The sequence below is a fragment of the Streptomyces sp. NBC_00876 genome, assembly GCF_045207435.1.
In the GTDB taxonomy this organism is placed as follows: Bacteria; Actinomycetota; Actinomycetes; order Streptomycetales; family Streptomycetaceae; genus Streptomyces.
Genome location: NZ_CP108800.1, coordinates 6,089,759 through 6,106,216, shown reverse-complemented (window position 1 = coordinate 6,106,216; position 16,458 = coordinate 6,089,759). Strand labels below are relative to the sequence as shown.

Genomic DNA, 16,458 nt, shown 5'->3' with positions numbered 1-16,458 from the left:
TACGGAGCGGGGGTGCGGGTGGGACCCGGCCCCGGTCTCCTCGGTCAGAGGCCGGCCGAAGGCCGGTTCAGAAGCGGGTCTGCGGGCGGACCGCGTGGGAGAGGTCGATCAGCCGCTCGTACTCGGCCGGTCTCTGCCGCTGCCGGGCCAGCCACCGGTAGCACTGTTCCAGCTCCACCCGCACGGCCCGCTCACCGGGCACGGGCGGGGGCGGCAGCCCGATCCGCAGCCATCCGCCGCGCCGCGCAGGCCCGCCGGCCGCCGCCCGTACGGCATCGAGCTTCCACTCGTACAGTTCGGTCCGCAGCAGCCAGGCGGGTTCGTCGCCGGCGACCACCGGGGCGGGCGAGCCCGGCCCCGGGGCGAGCACGGCGAGGCAGGCGTCGATCGCGGCCTCCTCGGGCAGCGGCCGCTCCCCTGCCGCGAGCCGCGCCGCCCGGATGCGCAGCGCGGCGATGCGGGCGACGGTGTGGTCCCGCGACTCGTCGGGCACCAGGTCGAGGACGTCGATCGCGGCGGCGCGGTCGCCGCGTGCCAGGGCGAGCCTGGCCAGCCCCAGTGCCGCGCCGACGTGCGAGGGGTTGCGGGCGTGCACGGCCCGCAGGAGTTCGTACGCGGAGGGGCCGGACGCGGGCCGGCGGTCCGGGCCGAGCTGCTCAACGCAGTACGCGAGCGCGAGCTTGGCCGCGTACTCGCCGGGCAGTGCCCGGTGCACGGCGGAGAAGTGCTCGAGGGCTGCTTCGAGCATCGGCTCCCGGTCGTCCTCGATCACATCGGCGCTGCGCAGCGCGACGAGCCCCCGGTGCCAGCTGAGCCGCCACTGCCGGACCGGCCCGGGTCCCGGTATGGCGGCGGCGGCCGCCACCTGTTCCCGGGCCGCCTCCAGTGGTCCGCGGCCCTCCTGTCCGAGCAGCAGCCGGGCGTTGTGCAGGCAGATCTCCACCGACCGCTCCCCCTCGGCGGGCTGGGCGAGCGGCTGCCCCGGGTCGTAGCTGCTGACCCCGAACCGGGCGGCCTGCGGGTCCCCCGGGTAGGGCCGCGGCACCGGCAGGCGGCGGGCGATCTCGGTCGCGGTGGGCCGGCCCGGGTCGAGCGCGGGTGCCTGGGGCGTCTCCCCGCGGCCGTAGAGCGGGCGGTGCAGCCAGTGCGCGTAGTCGGGCACCGATCCCAGGCGGGCGCCGAGCAGTTCGGTGGACGGGGTGAAGTAGGCGGACGGTTCGGGCTGGTCGCGCTTGCCGCGCAGGGCCCGGATCTCGCGCAGCACACCGCGCAGTTGCCCGGCCATGTCCTCGGCGGAGGCGAACCGGCGCTCCGGGTCGTGGGCCGTGGCCCGCTCGACCACCAGACGGAACGAGCTGATGCCCAGGCCCGGCACGTCGTCGCCGACCGCCCAGCCGGCGAGCTCGGCCAGGGTGACGCCGACCGTGTGCACGTCGTGGGCGACCGTGAGGGGTTTGGTGCCGTCCATCTCGGGGGCGGCGAACCACGGGGTGATCACGGGCGACGGGTCGGTGGCCCCGGCCTTGCGGACCCCGCCGAGGTCGATGACCTTGATGCCGTCGAGGTGGTGGATGACGTTGGACGGTTTCATGTCGCCGTACAGGAAGCCCATGCCGTGCAGATGGGCGAGGGCCTCCAGGATCTGGCAGCCGTACGTGATGACGTGCTCGATGTCGAGGACGAAGGCGCCCTGCCGGGTCGATTCGACGACGGCCGAAAGGGTCCGGTCGCCGACGTCCTCCATGACGATGTAGCCGCCGGACACGGTGCCGTCCGTGTTGCGGGTGGACACGAAGTCGCGGATCTGGACGATGCGTTCGTGCCGGATGGCGACCAGGCTGCGGCGCTCCTCACCGGCCTGGGCGGCGCCGCGTTCCGCGTAGCGGTTGAGGAGTCCCTTGACCGCGACGAAGTCCTCCAGGTGGGTGTCCTCCGCCAGGTAGACCCAGCCCTGGCCGCCGTGCGCGATGGGGCCGCGGATCCGGTACTGGTCCTGGAGCGGGGGCCCGTCCTTCGTGAGCTCGGGGCGGTAGGAGTACGGGGCTCCGCACCGGGGGCAGTGCCCCTCGTCGGGTGGCGGGGCGGCGGTGTGCGGGGGGACGAACGCGGTCCCGCAGGCCTTGGCCGAGCATGTCATCACGATGCGCACCGGCTGTTCGGCGGCGCCGAGGCGCTCGGCCGGGCTGCCCGGGTCCATCAGCGGCAGTTCGAGAAGTCCGGCGGGGCCGTACTCCTCGGGGGCGGCGGGCAGCGGCGGCAGTCCGGGGGCTGTCTCGTCGCGGCCGCAGGTGTCGCAGTAGCCCGTGGACTGGACGGCCCCGCCGCAGGGGGCGCCGGTGAAGCGGCGGTGCGGACAGGGGATCCTCATGGGCGCTCCCCCGGGCCCGGGGCGGTGCGCTGGCCCGGCAGGTCCGGCTGCCCGGGTCCGCGCGGCCGGTCGAGATCGTCACGTAACTCCCGTAACAGCTCTTTCAGTTCGGCCAGCCGGTCCTGTGGGTCGGCCAGCGACCGCAGTTCCCGCAGCCGGCGGCGGCGGGCGGCGGCGGCGACCGCGGGCCGCGGGACCAGTGAGGCCGAGTCGACCATGCCGCGCAGTCCGGACCATTCCCGCTCGATGTGCTCGACCCGGCGCACCAGCGCCTCGGCCTGCTCCTCGACCGCAGGCACCAGCAGCTGCCGGGCCACCTCGGCCAGTCCTTCGCCGGCGGCGCTGCGGAACACGATCAGCAGCCGGAATCCCAGGGTCCGCACGCGCGCCAGCAGCGGTACGAGAGAGGCCGGGTCCGGGTCCTCGTCCAGGCCGATGACGGCGAGCACGGGGCCCGTGCCGGGCGCCCTGCCGCCGTCCGAGCGGTCCGGTGCGGTGCCGCCCTCCAGCAGCCAGTCGCGGTAGGTGTGGCGCTGGTACGACGGCGGCCGCAGCTGTGTCACCAGGGTGTCGACGAGGTCCCGGGGCCGGGTGGCGCCTCCCCGGTGGACGAGGTGGGCGCGGTGGAGCTGGTGCTCCAGGGCGCGGTCGCGGCCGGTGCCGCGCCGGACGACACCGAAGCGCACGGCGGGCTCGTCACCGCCCGCGAACCAGTCCCGCAGCCGCCGGTCGAGCCCCCGGTCCCAGCCGTCGGGGCCGCTCAGTTCGGCGACCAGGGGCACGAGTTCGGCGATCCGGGCGATGGGGATCATGTACGAGAAGGCCAGGTCGTTCTCGACGGGCGTCGCCAGCTCCAGATCGCCGCGCCAGCTGACGACCAGGCCGACGACCTGCTCGGTGCGCGGGCCCTCGTCCCGTGTCTGGACGGCGGCGCCGCTGAACCCGGGGCGCACCACCTCGGCGTTGGCCCCCGCGTCGATCTGCACCCACTGGCCGTGCGTGCCGCTGATCCGGCCGGTGAGCCACATCCCGTCGTCGAAGGCCTGGGAGTACCCGCCCAGCCACACCTCGCGCCCCCGCTCCGGTTCCCGGCCCAGCGGTGCGGGCGCCGCCTGGGGGCGGGGGCTGTCCAGGGCGAGTACGGCGACGTCCTCGCGGGAGGACCCGTCCAGGCCCGGCAGCCAGCCGCCGGGGGCGACCCGGGCGCCGACCGCCGGGATGCCGGGGTTCTCGGCGAACTCCACCCACATCCGGGCGTCCGGTTCACCGACGACGTGCGCACAGGTCAGCATCCGGTCCTGGGTGAGCAGCACCCCGGCCCCGCACACGGGCCCGTCCGCACCGCCGCGGCGTAACCGGAGCCGCCAGTCCGCTCTCAACTCCCCCATAGCGCCCGAGCGTACGCGTGCGACGGTCATCGTTCCCAGACTCCGCGCACACTCGGGCCCCAATGGGTTACCGGACGTCGCACCTCAGCGTGGCGCCCGCCGTGCCCGGGTCCACGCCCAGTACCAGCCGGCGGCCGGTGGCGCGGACCTCGATGCCGGTGTCCGCGGAGACGACCTCGCGCACCGGCCGGTCCCAGACCACCTCGAACGGGGTGCCGCTGCGGTCGGGCCCGCTGACCCGGAGCGTCGTGGTGCCCCTGCTCTCCCGTACGAGCACACTGGCGGGCCCGGTCGCGGAGAGCCGCCCCGCCGCACCCGGCTGCCAGAAGTTCGCGGCGGTCAGCCCGAGGGAGCGCACGACCACTCCTTGCACGGCGGCGGTGTTGGCGAGCAGCGTCAGCCAGTCCCCGTCGGCCGCGCGGGCGGCGACGGTGCGCCGGGAGGCGCCGGGCATCAGGAGGTAGAGGTACGTGGCGTCGGCCGGGTCGGTGCCGTGGTCGAGCCAGAGGGTCTGCCAGTGCCGGGTGCGCTGCTCGGCGGAGCTGGTGGTGTTGATGTCGGACCAGGCGCCGGTCCTGGCCTCGCGCAGGGTGTGCAGGGCGGCGCCGCCGGGCAGCACCCAGCCGCCGTGTCCCTCCAGATGGGCCCAGCGGGGGCGTTCGCGGTCGTCGACGGTGAGGGCCTGGCTGTCGTCCGGGCCGAGGTTGCGGTTGTCGACGACCGTCTCGACGGGGACCCCGTCGGCGGCGGTGATGCCGGCGCCGAGGCAGATGACCGTATCGGCCGCGCAGAACCAGGACTTGCGGGCCTCCAGGGTGGAGCCGAGGCCCTTCACGTGCTGGCCGACCGCCGCGAACTCGCCGTCGTGCGCCCCGCCCGCCCACTGCACGGCCGGCCGGGGTTCGCCCCATTCGCCGCCGGCCCGGTCGGCGAGGCGCTTGGTGGAGACGGTGGTGCCGGGCAGCCGGTACCAGTCGACGGTGGGCCAGAACCAGTCGGTGTACTGGCCGCCGCCCTCCCGGCCCTGCCACCAGTAGAGCATTCCTGCCCCGGTGTGCCAGCCGCGCGGGTTCTCGCCGTTGCCGCACTCGTACGCGCTGATCCGCTCCGAGGACATGGCGACGTTCGCGACCCAGCCGGGCCGGCGGTGCACGGCCCGGTCCATCGCGGCGAACAGGGTGTGCCCGACGGGTTCGGGCGCGGCCGGGACGGGGGCGGCCGCGGCCGCGTGCAGCCGGGACAGGTCGGCGACGCCGAACTGCGGGGCGGTGAGGACCGGGGTGGTGGTGTCGCGTTCGATCCAGCCCTTGACCATGCCGTTCCACCGGTCGCGCTCGGCGGCGGACGCGCCGCCGGCGAGCAGCGCGATGGCGGCGATCAGCCCCTGGCCGTGGAAGTGGTCGCTGCGCATGACCTGGAGCTCGTCGCTCTTGAGGAGTCCCCGGCTGATGGCACGGCCGTTGACGCTGTCCATCATCAGACCGTCGTGGACGAGCGGGGCGTAGGCGTGCTCCACACTGTCGAGGATGATCTGCCGGCCGGGGTCGGTGACCGCCCAGGTGGAGCCGGCCAGCAGGGCGAAGAGCCGGCCGAGACCGTCGAGCATGACCTGGCCGTACGTGCCCGAGTAGGCGACCCAGGTGTGCTGGACGAACGAGCCGTCGGCGTAGAGGCCGTCGCCCTTCGTCACGTACGGGAAGACGGGCGAGAGGGCGTCGCGCGCGAGTGCCGTCCTGGCCGCGTCACGGCCGAGGATGCCGCGCAGGGCGACGGAGCGGCACAGGTCGACCCGGTTGGCGCCGGTGGAGGTGCCGCTGTAGTCGGTGAGCATGGTGTCGGGGATGAAGTGGTCGACGGCGGCGCAGGCGGCCTGCACACGCTCCTCGCCGAGGTGGGGGTGGAGGACGGCGACGATGTCCATGAGCAGCCGCGGGCTGCCGATCTGCCATTCCCACCAGTTCCCGTACCGGGTGGTGGTGGGGTTGTAGACCGTCGCGGAGAGGTGGTCGAGGCCCCGGACGATGTCGGCGAGGAGGCCTTCGTCGCCGGTGTGGCCGGTGCCCTGCTGGGCGTACGCCTGCGTCATCGTCCACAGCCGGGCGTAGCTCCAGGTGATGCCTGACGGCGGGTCGAAGGTGTGCCCGGCCCAGAGGGAGTCCGCGGCGGGGGCCATCGTCGCGCGGAATCCGGCGGCGAGTTCGCCGGTGCCGGCGAGCCGGGAGGCGTAGGGCTCGGTGGCGGGGTCGTATCCGGTGCCGAGGGAGAGGTCGTTCCAGCGCAGCCGGAGCGTCTCGAACTCGTCCTGTGCCGCACGGGCCGCCGGGGCGAGCGCCAGACCGAGTGCGGTGGCGCTGCCGGTGGCGAGGAAGGTGCGGCGGGACCAGGCGGGCAGAAGTGACACGGACTACCTCCGGTGTGCAAGTGGGGGAAGAGGGGCCGGGCGGTGGCTGGTCTAGCACGCGCCCGGGGGTACGGGAAGGGGGCGCGGGAACGGGAAGGGGGCGGGGCCGACTGCGGCCCCGCCCCCCTGGCTCATGGAGCCGTTCAGCTTCCGCAGTGGAAGCGGGCGCTGCCCCAGTCGGCGTGGTCGTTGCCGTTGCCGTCGCCGCCGTCACCGACGATCAGCTCGACGTACTTCGCGCCGGTCACGTCCGCGGTCAGCGACCAGGCGGTGTCGGCGGCCTTGCGGACCGGCGACTTCACCTTCTCCGTGCCGTCGGCCGTCACGGAGAACTGCACGCTGCCCGCGCTCTTCTGCACGTCGTCCACGCCCACCTCGGCGGTGAACGAGGTGCACTTGCCGCCCAGGTAGTAGCGGACCTTCGCCGGTGCGTGGCTGCCGAGACCCTTGGCGTACACGGTGCCGCCGATGGTCAGCGCGGTGCCGTCGCCGGTGCCGGTCTCGCCGTTGGAAAGGTCGCGCTCGACCGGGCCCCAGCCGTTCTCGGAGGCCGTCCAGTCCAGGTCACTGGCCCAGCTGTCCGTGGTGGGCGGCGGCGGCAGGGTCCGTACGGAGGTCTGCGCACCGAGCGTCCGCTGCCCGCCGCCGACCGTGTACGTGGCCTCGGAGCTCAGCGGGTACGTCTGGTACTTGGCGTCCACCGGCGGGGTGACCTGCCAGCTCGCGGTCACCTTCGCGCCGGCCGCGACCGAGTCGAAGGTGACGGCGCCCGCGGGCTCGGCCTTCCAGCCCTCGGGAAGGGTGAGGCCGACCGAGACCGCGGTGGCCGCGGTGGCCTCGTAGTTGGTGAAGCTCGCCTCGACGGTGTTGGCCGTGCCCGGCTCCAGGGTCTCGGCGGCCGGTTCGAGGGCGAGCGTGCCGCAGGCGGCCTGCTCACCGGCGGGGGCCGCGCCGAGGTCGGTCACGGTGAAGCCGTCGATGACGAAGTCGGCGCCGTCGGGGGCGTCGCCGCGCTTGCGCAGCCCGGTCCAGGTGTCGCCGCAGCCCGCCGTGACGGTCTCGGTGAAGTGAGCGGTGGTGTGCTGTGCGCCGATGGCGGTGGTCCGGGTCTCGACCGGGTCGGGCTCACCGTCCGCGGTGATCCGGTCGTAGCCGTCGACCCATTCGTAGGCGCCGGCGTGGCTGGACTGGTAGTCGTACTCGACCTTGTAGCGGTGGCCGTCGGCCATCGGCACGGTCCAGGGAGCGGTCCGGTAGACGATCCCGGTGTTCTCCTCGTGGGCCTTGAGGGACTCCTTGCCGCCGAGCACGTCGTCGATCAGCTTCCCGTTCCAGCCGGCCTGGGTGTACGGGGCGTGCAGCTGCGAGACGCTGGTGCGGGGGTCGGTGGAGCCGCCCGCGTCGCCCTTGAGGAAGGGTCCCCAGCCCTGGTCGACGTCCTCGAAGTCCTCGTGGACGACGGTGTTCTGCTTGGTGGCGGGGGCGTTGGCGACGATGCGCACGTCATCGGCGCGGACGGTCGCCGCGCTGCCCTTGGCGGCTTCGATGCGCAGGGTGGTGCGGCCGTTGGCGGGGGCGGTGAAGTTCACCTTCGCCCGCTGGAAGTACGTGCCGTGCCAGTCGGACGCGGCGACGTAGTCCCGGGCGGTGGAGCGGTCCACGGCGACGGACTTCCCGCCGGCCGACAGTGTGGTGTGCCGGGACTTGCCGGGCTGGACCTCGATGAGGGCGGACGCGGTGTAGCGCGCGCCGGGCTTCAGTCCGCCGATGCTCTGGGAGAGCGCGGCCGTGCCGGTGCCGGACAGCTTCGCGCTGTTGCGGCCCTGGCTGTCGGTGTCACGGGCGGCGGTGCCGGTCTTCGACCAGGCGTTCAGCCCGTTGTCGTTGAAGCCGGGGTCGTCGACGAGGGTGCCCTGGCCCCACTGGACGTCGGCGGCCTTCGGCGCCTTCTCCGGGTAGAGGACGTACGGCTGTCCGGCCTCGGCCGTCAGCGTGATCTTCCCGTCGACGGGCCGGACCGTGCCGGTCTTGACGCGGCCGTTGTCCGTGAGCCTGTAGACGGAGTACGTGCCCGTGGAGGGCACCGCCCAGCTGCTCGTACCGCCGGACTTGCTGTAGTGGTACAGCTTCTTGCCGCCGTCCCACGGCAGCAGGTAGTCGGTGCCGCTGAGCACCTTGCGGCCGTGGTCGTAGAAGGTGCGCCTGCCGTCCTCGACCGTGCCGCTCACCCCGCCGGTGAAGGTGACGTCGTTGCCGTCCCAGCGGGTGATCTTCTGGTGCTGGAGGTACTTGGCGGGCAGGTTGCGCTGCCAGATGTTGTCGGAGAAGGAGTTCCAGTCGGTCTCGCCGGTCCAGCCCTCGAACTCGTCGATGGCGGTCTGGCCGAGGACCGGGTCGTTGTTCCAGACGTCCCTCTCGTCATTGCGGATGAACCGGATGATCTTCGAGTTGAGGCCCTTGTTGGTGGCGCCGCCGTAGTCGAGGTCATTGGCCCAGTGCGACCAGAGCGAGCCGCGCTCGAACTTGTCGGCCCATTCGCTGGAGACGTTCCAGCCCTGCGTCTGGAGGGACTGGAGGGTCTTGTCGGCGATCCAGCCGTGCGTGTAGTAGACGTCGATGTACAGCATGCTGAGGTTGCTGTCCGTCTCGTCCCGCAGCCGCTGGAAGCGCTTGGCGAGGTCCCCGCTGTTGATGTCGCGGCGCTGGTCGATGTAGTAGCTCTGGTTGAGCCAGTTCCAGCCGGGCTTCGTCTTGTCGACGAGCTTCTCGTCGAAGGCCTTCGCCTCCGGGTAGGCCTCGGTGGCGTTGACGTGGACGCCGAAGGTGGCGCCCCACTTCTTGCCGTCCTTCAGGAGCTCGTTGAGGTCCTTCAGCCCGCCGGCGCGCTTGTTGTAGTTGCCGCCGTAGTCGGGGTGGGCGGAGTCGTGGCCCTCGGAGGCGTACCCCTTGAGCAGCGCGAGCTGGCCGAGGCCGTCGGTGGACAGCGAGATCCGCTTGACGTCGTCGAGCGTGCGCAGGAAGGGGTGGGTGGCCTGGCTGGCGAAGTTGAACGGGATGTGGGTGACGACCCGGTCCGGGGTGTCCTTGCTGCCCGGGGCGACCACGCCGATGGAGCGGAAGGCGACGGCGCCGTCCTGCCAGTCGACGCTCTTGTCGCCGTTGGCGTCGGGGGTGACGACGACCTTCGCCCAGGGCAGGTTCTCGCCGCTCTCCGGCTTCGGCGCGCCGTCGCCTCGGTAGGTCCACTGGCCGGACCAGACGCCGACCCGGGTGGAGCCGTCGTCGGCCTTGCGGGCCTGGTGCCAGAAGCGGGCGTCGTCGCCGCCGGTGGCGCCGGAGGGCTTGTCGTACGAGGAGTTGGACTCGACGGCGGCCGCCAGTGACCCGGTGTTGACGATCGCGTACGTGGCACCGACCGGCGCGGCGTCGGCCGCGGTGTCACCGGTGACCTTGGCGAAGACGTCGGCGGTCCTCGTCGAGTCCGGGTCGAGCTTCGTGAACGCGGTGGCGGCCCCGGCGTCGGTGCTGGCGACGGAGACGAGGTCGTGGCCGGGGATGTCGATCGTGCCGACCCGGAACGCCTCGGTGTCGCGGACGGCGGTCACCTTGAACGTGGTGGCGCGTCCGGAGACGGAGAGCGAGGCGTCGATCTCGACGCCGGGCAGATCGGTGAGGACGAGCGTGTAGAGGGCGGCCGATGCCGTGATGACGGGGGCGGCCTTGAGCTGCACGGGGTGGGAGGTGCCGTTGAGCGTGATGGCGGTGACCGGCCGGGTGCTGCCCGAGAGCTGGTCCCCGGAAGCCAGGTCGGTGTACGTGAGGACACGCGGGAAGTCGTCGGCGACGGCGACGGCGAGCTGCGCCGAGCGGATGACGGCGGCATCCGCCGGGACGGCGGTTTCGGCCGCGGCGGGTGAGGGGGCGGCGGCTGAGGCGGGGAGTGCGGTCCCCACCAGAGCCAGGACGGCGGCTGAGGCGGCGGCGGCAGCGCCCACCGAAGTAAATCTTGGCGACATGTGCTCTGCGTAGTCGCCCTGTCCGCACACCGTCAACGAGGGACGGCCCCGAGGGCCTCTCCAGTCCAACAACCTCCCTGCGTAAGTCCAAGTACGTCCCCCGCGGTCGCGCCCGGGTCGTCCCGGACCTCGCATTCAGGTTGTGATCACGGGGGACGGGATTTCTCGCGCCGAATCTGCGGGAGACGGTCGTGGCCCCGGCAAGTGACTGTCCAAGGCGTCGAGTTGTGAAGACTCCAAATTTTTGAGAGCGCTCTCAGTCACAAGTCTTGACGCTCGCCCCGTGCCTCGCGAGAGTGGTGCGCACCGCGGACGGGCCTGTTCCGCCTCCCCGCCCGATCCTGCCGCCCGCGGCCCCGGCTTCCCCCCTGCCCACAGCCCCCTTTCCCCTCCTCCCCCACACCCCCCACCCCCACTCCCTCACCGCCACACCCCCTCACCCCCACCTCCATTCCCCCACCCCCCACGTCTCAGGAGTCCCCTCGTGATTTCGCGCAGAAAGTTCCTGACCGGCGGCGCCGCCGCCTCCGCGACCGCCCTCACCTATCCCCTCTGGGGCAGCGCCCTCAGCCCGAGCGCGTCGGCGGCCGCGGCGACCTGCGAACTGGCCCTGGAGAACAAGTCCCTGCCCGGCCGGGTCAACGCGTACGTGACCGGCCATGAGCAGGGCACCGACCGCTGGGTGCTGCTGCGGGCCGACGGCAGCGTCTACCACCCGGACTCCCCCGGCGCGCCGCAGACCCCGCTGCCGGTCGACTGCGCCATCCCGCTCAACGCGGCGGGCGGCGCGCCGGTCGTCCTGACACTGCCTCAGATGTACGGCGCCCGGGTCTACTTCGTCCGCGACGACACCCTGGACTTCTACCTCAACCCGGGCCCCTCCCTGGTCGAGCCGGCCTTCGCCACGCCCACGGACGCGAACTACGGGCGCACCTGGTCGTTCTGCGAGTTCACCTTCAATCCGCAGCAGCTGTACGCGAACATCAGCTACGTCGACCTGGTGACGGCGCTGCCGATAGGCCTGAAGCTGGAGGGCGACACCACGCACACGGTGGCCCCGCTCCCGGACGGCGCCGTACAGCGGATCGCCGACGGCCTCATCGCCCAGGCCGCAGCCGACGGGCAGCCCTGGGACAAGCTGGTGACGCGCGGCGCGGACGGCGGCGTGCTGCGGGTGATCTCGCCGCAGAACCTGATGGCACCGTTCTTCGACCGCCCGGACCAGATGCCGTTCCGCGACCTGTTCACCGCGCAGATCGACGAGGTCTGGGAGAAGTACCGCTCGACCGATCTGCGGATCGACCTCCAGGGCGGACGGGGCGTCTTCACCGGGCGGGTCAGCGGCGACACCCTGACCTTCAACGGCGGGCACACCTTCATCAAGCCCGTCTCCAAGGACATCTTCACCTGCAACCACGGGCCGTTCACCAACAACCCGGCGGACTCCGACGACAAGAAGGGCCTGCTGGCCCGGCTCGCGGCCGGTTTCAACCGCTCGATCATGCTCAGCCACCCCGACCAGCCCAACGGCACCACAGTGGCCGACTACTACCGGGGCGCGGTGACCAACCACTGGTCGCGGATCGTGCACGCCAACAGCCCGATCGGCTACGCCTTCCCCTACGACGACGTACGCCCCGACGGGGAGCCGGACGTGTCGGGCGCCGCGAACGACGGCAACCCGCGACGGTTCACGGTGAGCGTCGGCTCCTGACCCCGTCCGGGACATGCGTGTGCCCCCGTCGGCGGATTCCAGGACGGGGGCACACTCATGTCGCGGGGAGGTATCAGGCCGGGGAACCCACCCCGAGTTCGCGCCGTGCCCGGGCCGCCGCGCCGACCGGTACGGCGTCGGCGCCCAGGCCGGACCTGACCAGCCGGACGGGGTGACCGCTCACCGGCGGTTCGGCGGCAAGCGCCGCGAGGACGATCGGGCTCAGCAGCGGCCAGGCGTGGCTGACCCCGCCGCCCACGACCACCGTCGTGATGTCGACGACGCCCGCCGTCATCACGATCGCCCGTGCGATGCCCGCGCCGGCGGCCCGGTACACCGCGAGGGCGTCCTCGTCACCACGCTCCGCCGCCGCCGCGACCTCGCGGGCGGTCAGCCGCCGGCCGGTGCGCTCCTCGTAGCGGGCGCCGATGGAGCGGCCGGAGGCCAGGGTCTCCAGATGCCCCCGTCCGCCGCACGAACAGAGCAGATCGCCGAAGCCGGGAATGTGACCGATCTCGCCGGCCGCGCCGTGCGGGCCGGTGAACAGCGTGCCACCGCTCCACAACGCGCCGCCGACGCCGGTGCCGAGGGTGATCCCGAGTACGTCCGCCTCCCCACGGACCGCGCCGCCCGACGTCTCCCCGTACAGGAAGGCGTTGACGTCGTTGTCCAGGAAGGCCGGGACTCCCAGCGCTTCCTCGACGGCCTCCGTCACCCCGAAACCGGCCCAGCCGGTGAAGGAGTCGCTGGCCACCAGGATGTGGCCGGTGGCGGAGTCCACGACGCCGGCGGCGCCGACCCCGCACCCGGCGAGCCGGCCCGGGGTGCGCTCCAGCAGCGGGGCCAGCACGTCCAGGGCCGCGCCGATCATGGCCGGGCCGCCGTGAGCCGCCGGGGTCGCCGTCCCGGCACGGTCGAGGACGGTCAGGTCGTCGTCGCACAGGACCACCTGCGTGGTGGTGCCGCCGATGTCCACGCCGGCGAAGAGCCTGCGGTCGTACGGGTTCATGCCTGGACCTCCGTCCGGCCGGCCGTGACGGCGGCCAGGCGCTCGGCCCTGCGGCCGCGCTGGATCACCGGGTCCGGCACCGGTACGGCGGCCAGCAGGCCGCGCGTGTAGTCGGTCTCCGGGTGCAGGAGGGTCGCCCCGGTGGGGCCCTGCTCCTGGATCCGGCCGCCCCGCAGCACCACGACGCGCTGCGCGAAGTGCTGGACGACGGCCAGGTCGTGGGAGACGAAGAGGCAGGCGAAGCCCAGCTCGTCCTGGAGCTCGGAGATCACTTCCAGTACGGCCTGCTGCACGCTCACGTCGAGCGCGCTGGTGGGTTCGTCGGCGACCAGCAGCCGGGGCTCCAGGACCAGCGCACGGGCCAGGCTCACCCGCTGGCGCTGCCCGCCGGACAGCTCCCGGGGTGCCCGGTCGGCGGCGTCGCGCGGCAGCCGGACCCGGTCGAGGATGGCGGCCACCTTGTTCCGGCGGTCCTTGGCGGTCAGGCCCCGCTGGTGGACCCTGAGCGGCTCGGCGACGCACTCGCCGACCGTCATCCGGGCGTCCAGCGACGCGACCGGGTCCTGGAGGACCACGCCGATGCCGGCCCGCAGGGACCGGCGGGCCCGGGAGCGGACGCTTCCCAGGTCGGTGCCGAACAGGGAGACCGTGCCGGAAGTCGGCGCGATCAGACCGAGCGCCACCCGGGAGGCGGTGGACTTCCCGGAACCCGACTCGCCCACCAGCCCCAGGGTCTGGCCGGCGTGCACGGCGAAGGAGACACCGTCCAGAGCCCGCACGGCGTTCCTGCCGCGGCCGAAGTCCACACAGATGTCCCGGAGTTCGGCCACCGGCTCGGTGTCCTGGTCCACGTCGGAGGCGACCGGGGCCGCCGCGCCCGCCTCGGCCACCGACAGCCGGGGCACGGCTGCCAGCAGACGGCGGGTGTAGTCGTGGGACGGCCGCAGGAGCACGTCCTCGACCGGTCCCGTCTCCACGATCTCGCCGTGGTACATCACGGCGACACGGTCGGCGAAGTCGGCGACGACGCCCATGTTGTGGGTGACCAGCAGGACGCCGGTGCCGGTCTCGGCGGCGAGCCGGCGCAGCAGGTCGAGGATCTCGGCCTGCACCGTGACATCCAGCGCGGTGGTCGGCTCGTCGGCGATCAGCAGGGCGGGGTTGTTGGCGATGGCCATCGCGATGACCACGCGCTGGCGCTGCCCGCCGGAGAGCTGGAAGGGGTAGGCCGTGGCCCGCTTCTCCGGTTCGGGTATGCCGACCTTGCGCAGGAGCCCGACGGCCTCGGCGGCGGCGTCCTTGGCGGAGATCTCGCGGTGATTGCGGATCACCTCGGCGATCTGCCTGCCGACCCGGGTCAGCGGGTCCAGCGCGGTGGCCGGCTCCTGGAACACCATGGAGGCGGTCCTGCCGCGCAGCGACGCGAGGTCGCTCTCGCGGGCGCCGACCACCTGGGTGCCCGCGATGACGGCGCTGCCGGTGGCCCGGGCGTTGCCGGTGAGCAGGCCCATCGCGGCCAGCGCGATGGTGGACTTGCCGGAGCCCGACTCGCCGACGAGGGCGAGGGTCTCACCGGGTTCGACGTGCAGGGAGACACCCCGGACGGCCGGCACCTCACCGGTCTCGGTGGTGAAGACGACTCCGAGGCCGTCGAGTTCGAGAATCGGCCCGGCCTGCGGTGCGGCGGGGCTCTTGGTGACGGTCATCCGCGTCCCCTCACGTCGAATGCGTCGCGGAGCCCGTCCCCGATCGCGTTGAACGCCCACACCACCAGGATGATGGCCAGGCCGGGCGGAACGATGAGCCACCAGTAGCCGGAGTACGCGGCGGTGAGACCGGCCGACAGCATGCCGCCCCAGTCGGTGGCCGGCGGCTGGACGCCCAGGCCCAGGTAGGAGACGTAGGCGATGAGCAGGATGGCGTCGGCGATCTGGAAGGTGGCCGCGACGATGATGGTCGAGACCGAGTTCGGCAGGATGTGCCGGATGATCGCCCGGCCGTGTGTCCCGCCGATCGCCCGGAGCGTCAGCACGTAGTCGCGGTTCTTCAGGCTCAGCGTCTCCGCCCTGATCAGCCGTGACGGCACCAGCCAGGAGACGAAGCCCAGGATGACGATCATTCCCGTCAGGTCCAGGGTGGTGATCGCCGAGACCACCAGCAGGATGAAGAGCGCCGGGATGGCGATCCCCGCGTCCACGACCCGCATCATGACCGCGTCGACCCAGCCGCCCGCGTAGCCGGCGACGGCGCCCCACAGGGTGCCGATGACGGTGGCCAGGACACCTGCGGCGAGACCGACGATCAGCGACACCTTGCCGCCGTACATCAGCCGGCCCAGTACGTCGTGGCCGACGGCATCGGTGCCCAGCCAGTGCGAGCCGCTGGGCGCGAGGTTGACCTGGTCGAGCATCGTGTGGGTCTGGTCGGTGGAGTACACCAGCGGACCGACGAAGCAGAACAGGAAGAAGAAGGCCACGACGCCGAGCCCGACCACGGCGAGCCGGTTGCGCCGGAAGCGGCGGACGGCGAGGCGGGAGCCCGACGCCGTGACCGCGGTGGCCGTGGCGGGCACCTGGCCCGGCTGGATGACGGCGCTCATGCCCGGCCTGCCTTCACTCGGGGGTCGATGACACGCTGGACGATGTCGGCGAGGAGCGTGCCGGTCACCGTGGCGACCGCGATGACGAGCACGCAGCCCAGGAGCACCGGGTAGTCGGAGGACTGGGCGGCGGTCCAGAACAGCAGGCCCATACCGGGGTAGTTGAAGAGCTGCTCGACCACCAGCGCACCGCCGAACAGCACCGGCACGTAGTACCCGAGCATGGCGACCACCGGCGTCAGCGAGTTGCGGAACACATGCCGCCACAGGATGGCGCGGGAGCGGGAACCGCCGGCCCGCGCCGTCCTGACGTAGTCCTCGGAGAGGTTCTCCAGGGTGGCCGCCCGCATGTAGCGGCTGAACACCGCGATCATCGAGGCGGCGCCCGCGACCACCGGCAGGACCAGTGCCTGCGGATCGGAGATCACCTGGGCGAGCGTGTCACCCTGCGGTGCCTGGGAGGGGAACCACGGCAGCATCTGGCTGAACACCAGAACCAGAACCAGCCCGAGGAAGTACACGGGTGTGGAGTAGGCGATGAAGCTCAGCGTGGTGATGACGTAGTCCGCCGGCTTGTTGCGCCGCATGGCCTGCCACATGCCCAGCGGGATCGCCAGCACCAGGCCGACGATCGCCGACAGGACGGTGAGCACCAGGGTCTTCGGCAGCCGTTCGGTGATGAGCTGGGACACCGGCTCGTTGAGGGTGTACGAGGTCCCCAGGTCACCGTGCAACAGCTGGTTCAGGTAGTAGAAGTACTGCACGGGCAGCGGCTTGTCGAGGCCCTGTGCGTGGTTGAAGGACGTGATCTGCTGCGGGGTGGCCTGCGGGCCGAGGATCCCGCGTGCGGGACCCCCGGGCAGGGCGTGCAGCAGACCGAAGACCACGATCGTCACGATGACGATCACCACGAGGGCCTGGAGGACCCGCCTGATCAGGTAGGAGGAAGTGCTCATGTGTTTT

9 protein-coding genes are annotated in these 16,458 nt (G+C 72.5%); 1 reads left to right on the top strand and 8 read right to left on the bottom strand.

Features of this window, described 5'->3' with window-relative positions:
• Positions 1 to 67: 67 nt before the first annotated feature.
• From OG782_RS26990 to OG782_RS26975, 4 genes are all read right to left on the bottom strand, one after another.
• Positions 68 to 2,368: a tetratricopeptide repeat protein gene (locus tag OG782_RS26990; protein WP_406455205.1), complete on the bottom strand. Its 2,301-nt coding sequence runs from the start codon at positions 2,366 to 2,368 to the stop codon at positions 68 to 70.
• Positions 2,365 to 3,756: a serine protease gene (locus OG782_RS26985; RefSeq protein WP_406455203.1), complete on the bottom strand. Its 1,392-nt coding sequence runs from the start codon at positions 3,754 to 3,756 to the stop codon at positions 2,365 to 2,367. Before OG782_RS26985 ends, OG782_RS26990 begins: the two co-directional genes overlap by 4 nt.
• A gap of 67 nt (positions 3,757 to 3,823) precedes the next feature.
• Positions 3,824 to 6,148 (bottom strand): polysaccharide lyase 8 family protein, encoded by a 2,325-nt coding sequence (locus tag OG782_RS26980; RefSeq protein ID WP_406459300.1) that lies wholly within the window; start codon positions 6,146 to 6,148, stop codon positions 3,824 to 3,826.
• Positions 6,149 to 6,300: 152 nt separating this feature from the next.
• Complete coding sequence (locus OG782_RS26975) at positions 6,301 to 10,173, bottom strand: endo-alpha-N-acetylgalactosaminidase family protein (protein ID WP_406455201.1); 3,873 nt, start codon at positions 10,171 to 10,173, stop codon at positions 6,301 to 6,303.
• A 484-nt stretch (positions 10,174 to 10,657) separates the two neighbouring features.
• Between OG782_RS26975 and OG782_RS26970 the strand changes: the two genes are divergently transcribed.
• Positions 10,658 to 11,887, top strand: a complete 1,230-nt coding sequence (locus OG782_RS26970) for a glycoside hydrolase family 64 protein (protein WP_406455199.1) — start codon at positions 10,658 to 10,660, stop codon at positions 11,885 to 11,887.
• A 73-nt stretch (positions 11,888 to 11,960) separates the two neighbouring features.
• On the opposite strand, the gene OG782_RS26965 is transcribed toward OG782_RS26970, so the two are convergent.
• From OG782_RS26965 to OG782_RS26950, 4 genes are read right to left on the bottom strand one after another with little or no spacing between them, the layout of a single operon-like run.
• Entirely contained in the window at positions 11,961 to 12,896 is a 936-nt protein-coding gene (locus OG782_RS26965; protein WP_406455197.1) for an ROK family protein, read from the bottom strand.
• A complete protein-coding gene (locus OG782_RS26960) occupies positions 12,893 to 14,602 on the bottom strand; it encodes a dipeptide ABC transporter ATP-binding protein (protein ID WP_406455195.1) in 1,710 nt (569 codons plus the stop codon). The genes OG782_RS26965 and OG782_RS26960 overlap by 4 nt, the downstream gene beginning before the upstream one ends.
• The gene (locus OG782_RS26955) at positions 14,599 to 15,495 is read right to left on the bottom strand and encodes an ABC transporter permease (protein WP_406455193.1); all 897 of its coding nucleotides are present in this window, start codon (positions 15,493 to 15,495) and stop codon (positions 14,599 to 14,601) included. Before OG782_RS26955 ends, OG782_RS26960 begins: the two co-directional genes overlap by 4 nt.
• Positions 15,492 to 16,451 carry an ABC transporter permease gene (locus tag OG782_RS26950; RefSeq protein ID WP_406455192.1) on the bottom strand — a complete coding sequence of 320 codons (960 nt, stop codon included), beginning with the start codon at positions 16,449 to 16,451 and terminating at the stop codon, positions 15,492 to 15,494. Before OG782_RS26950 ends, OG782_RS26955 begins: the two co-directional genes overlap by 4 nt.
• Between the last annotated feature and the right edge of the window lie 7 nt (positions 16,452 to 16,458).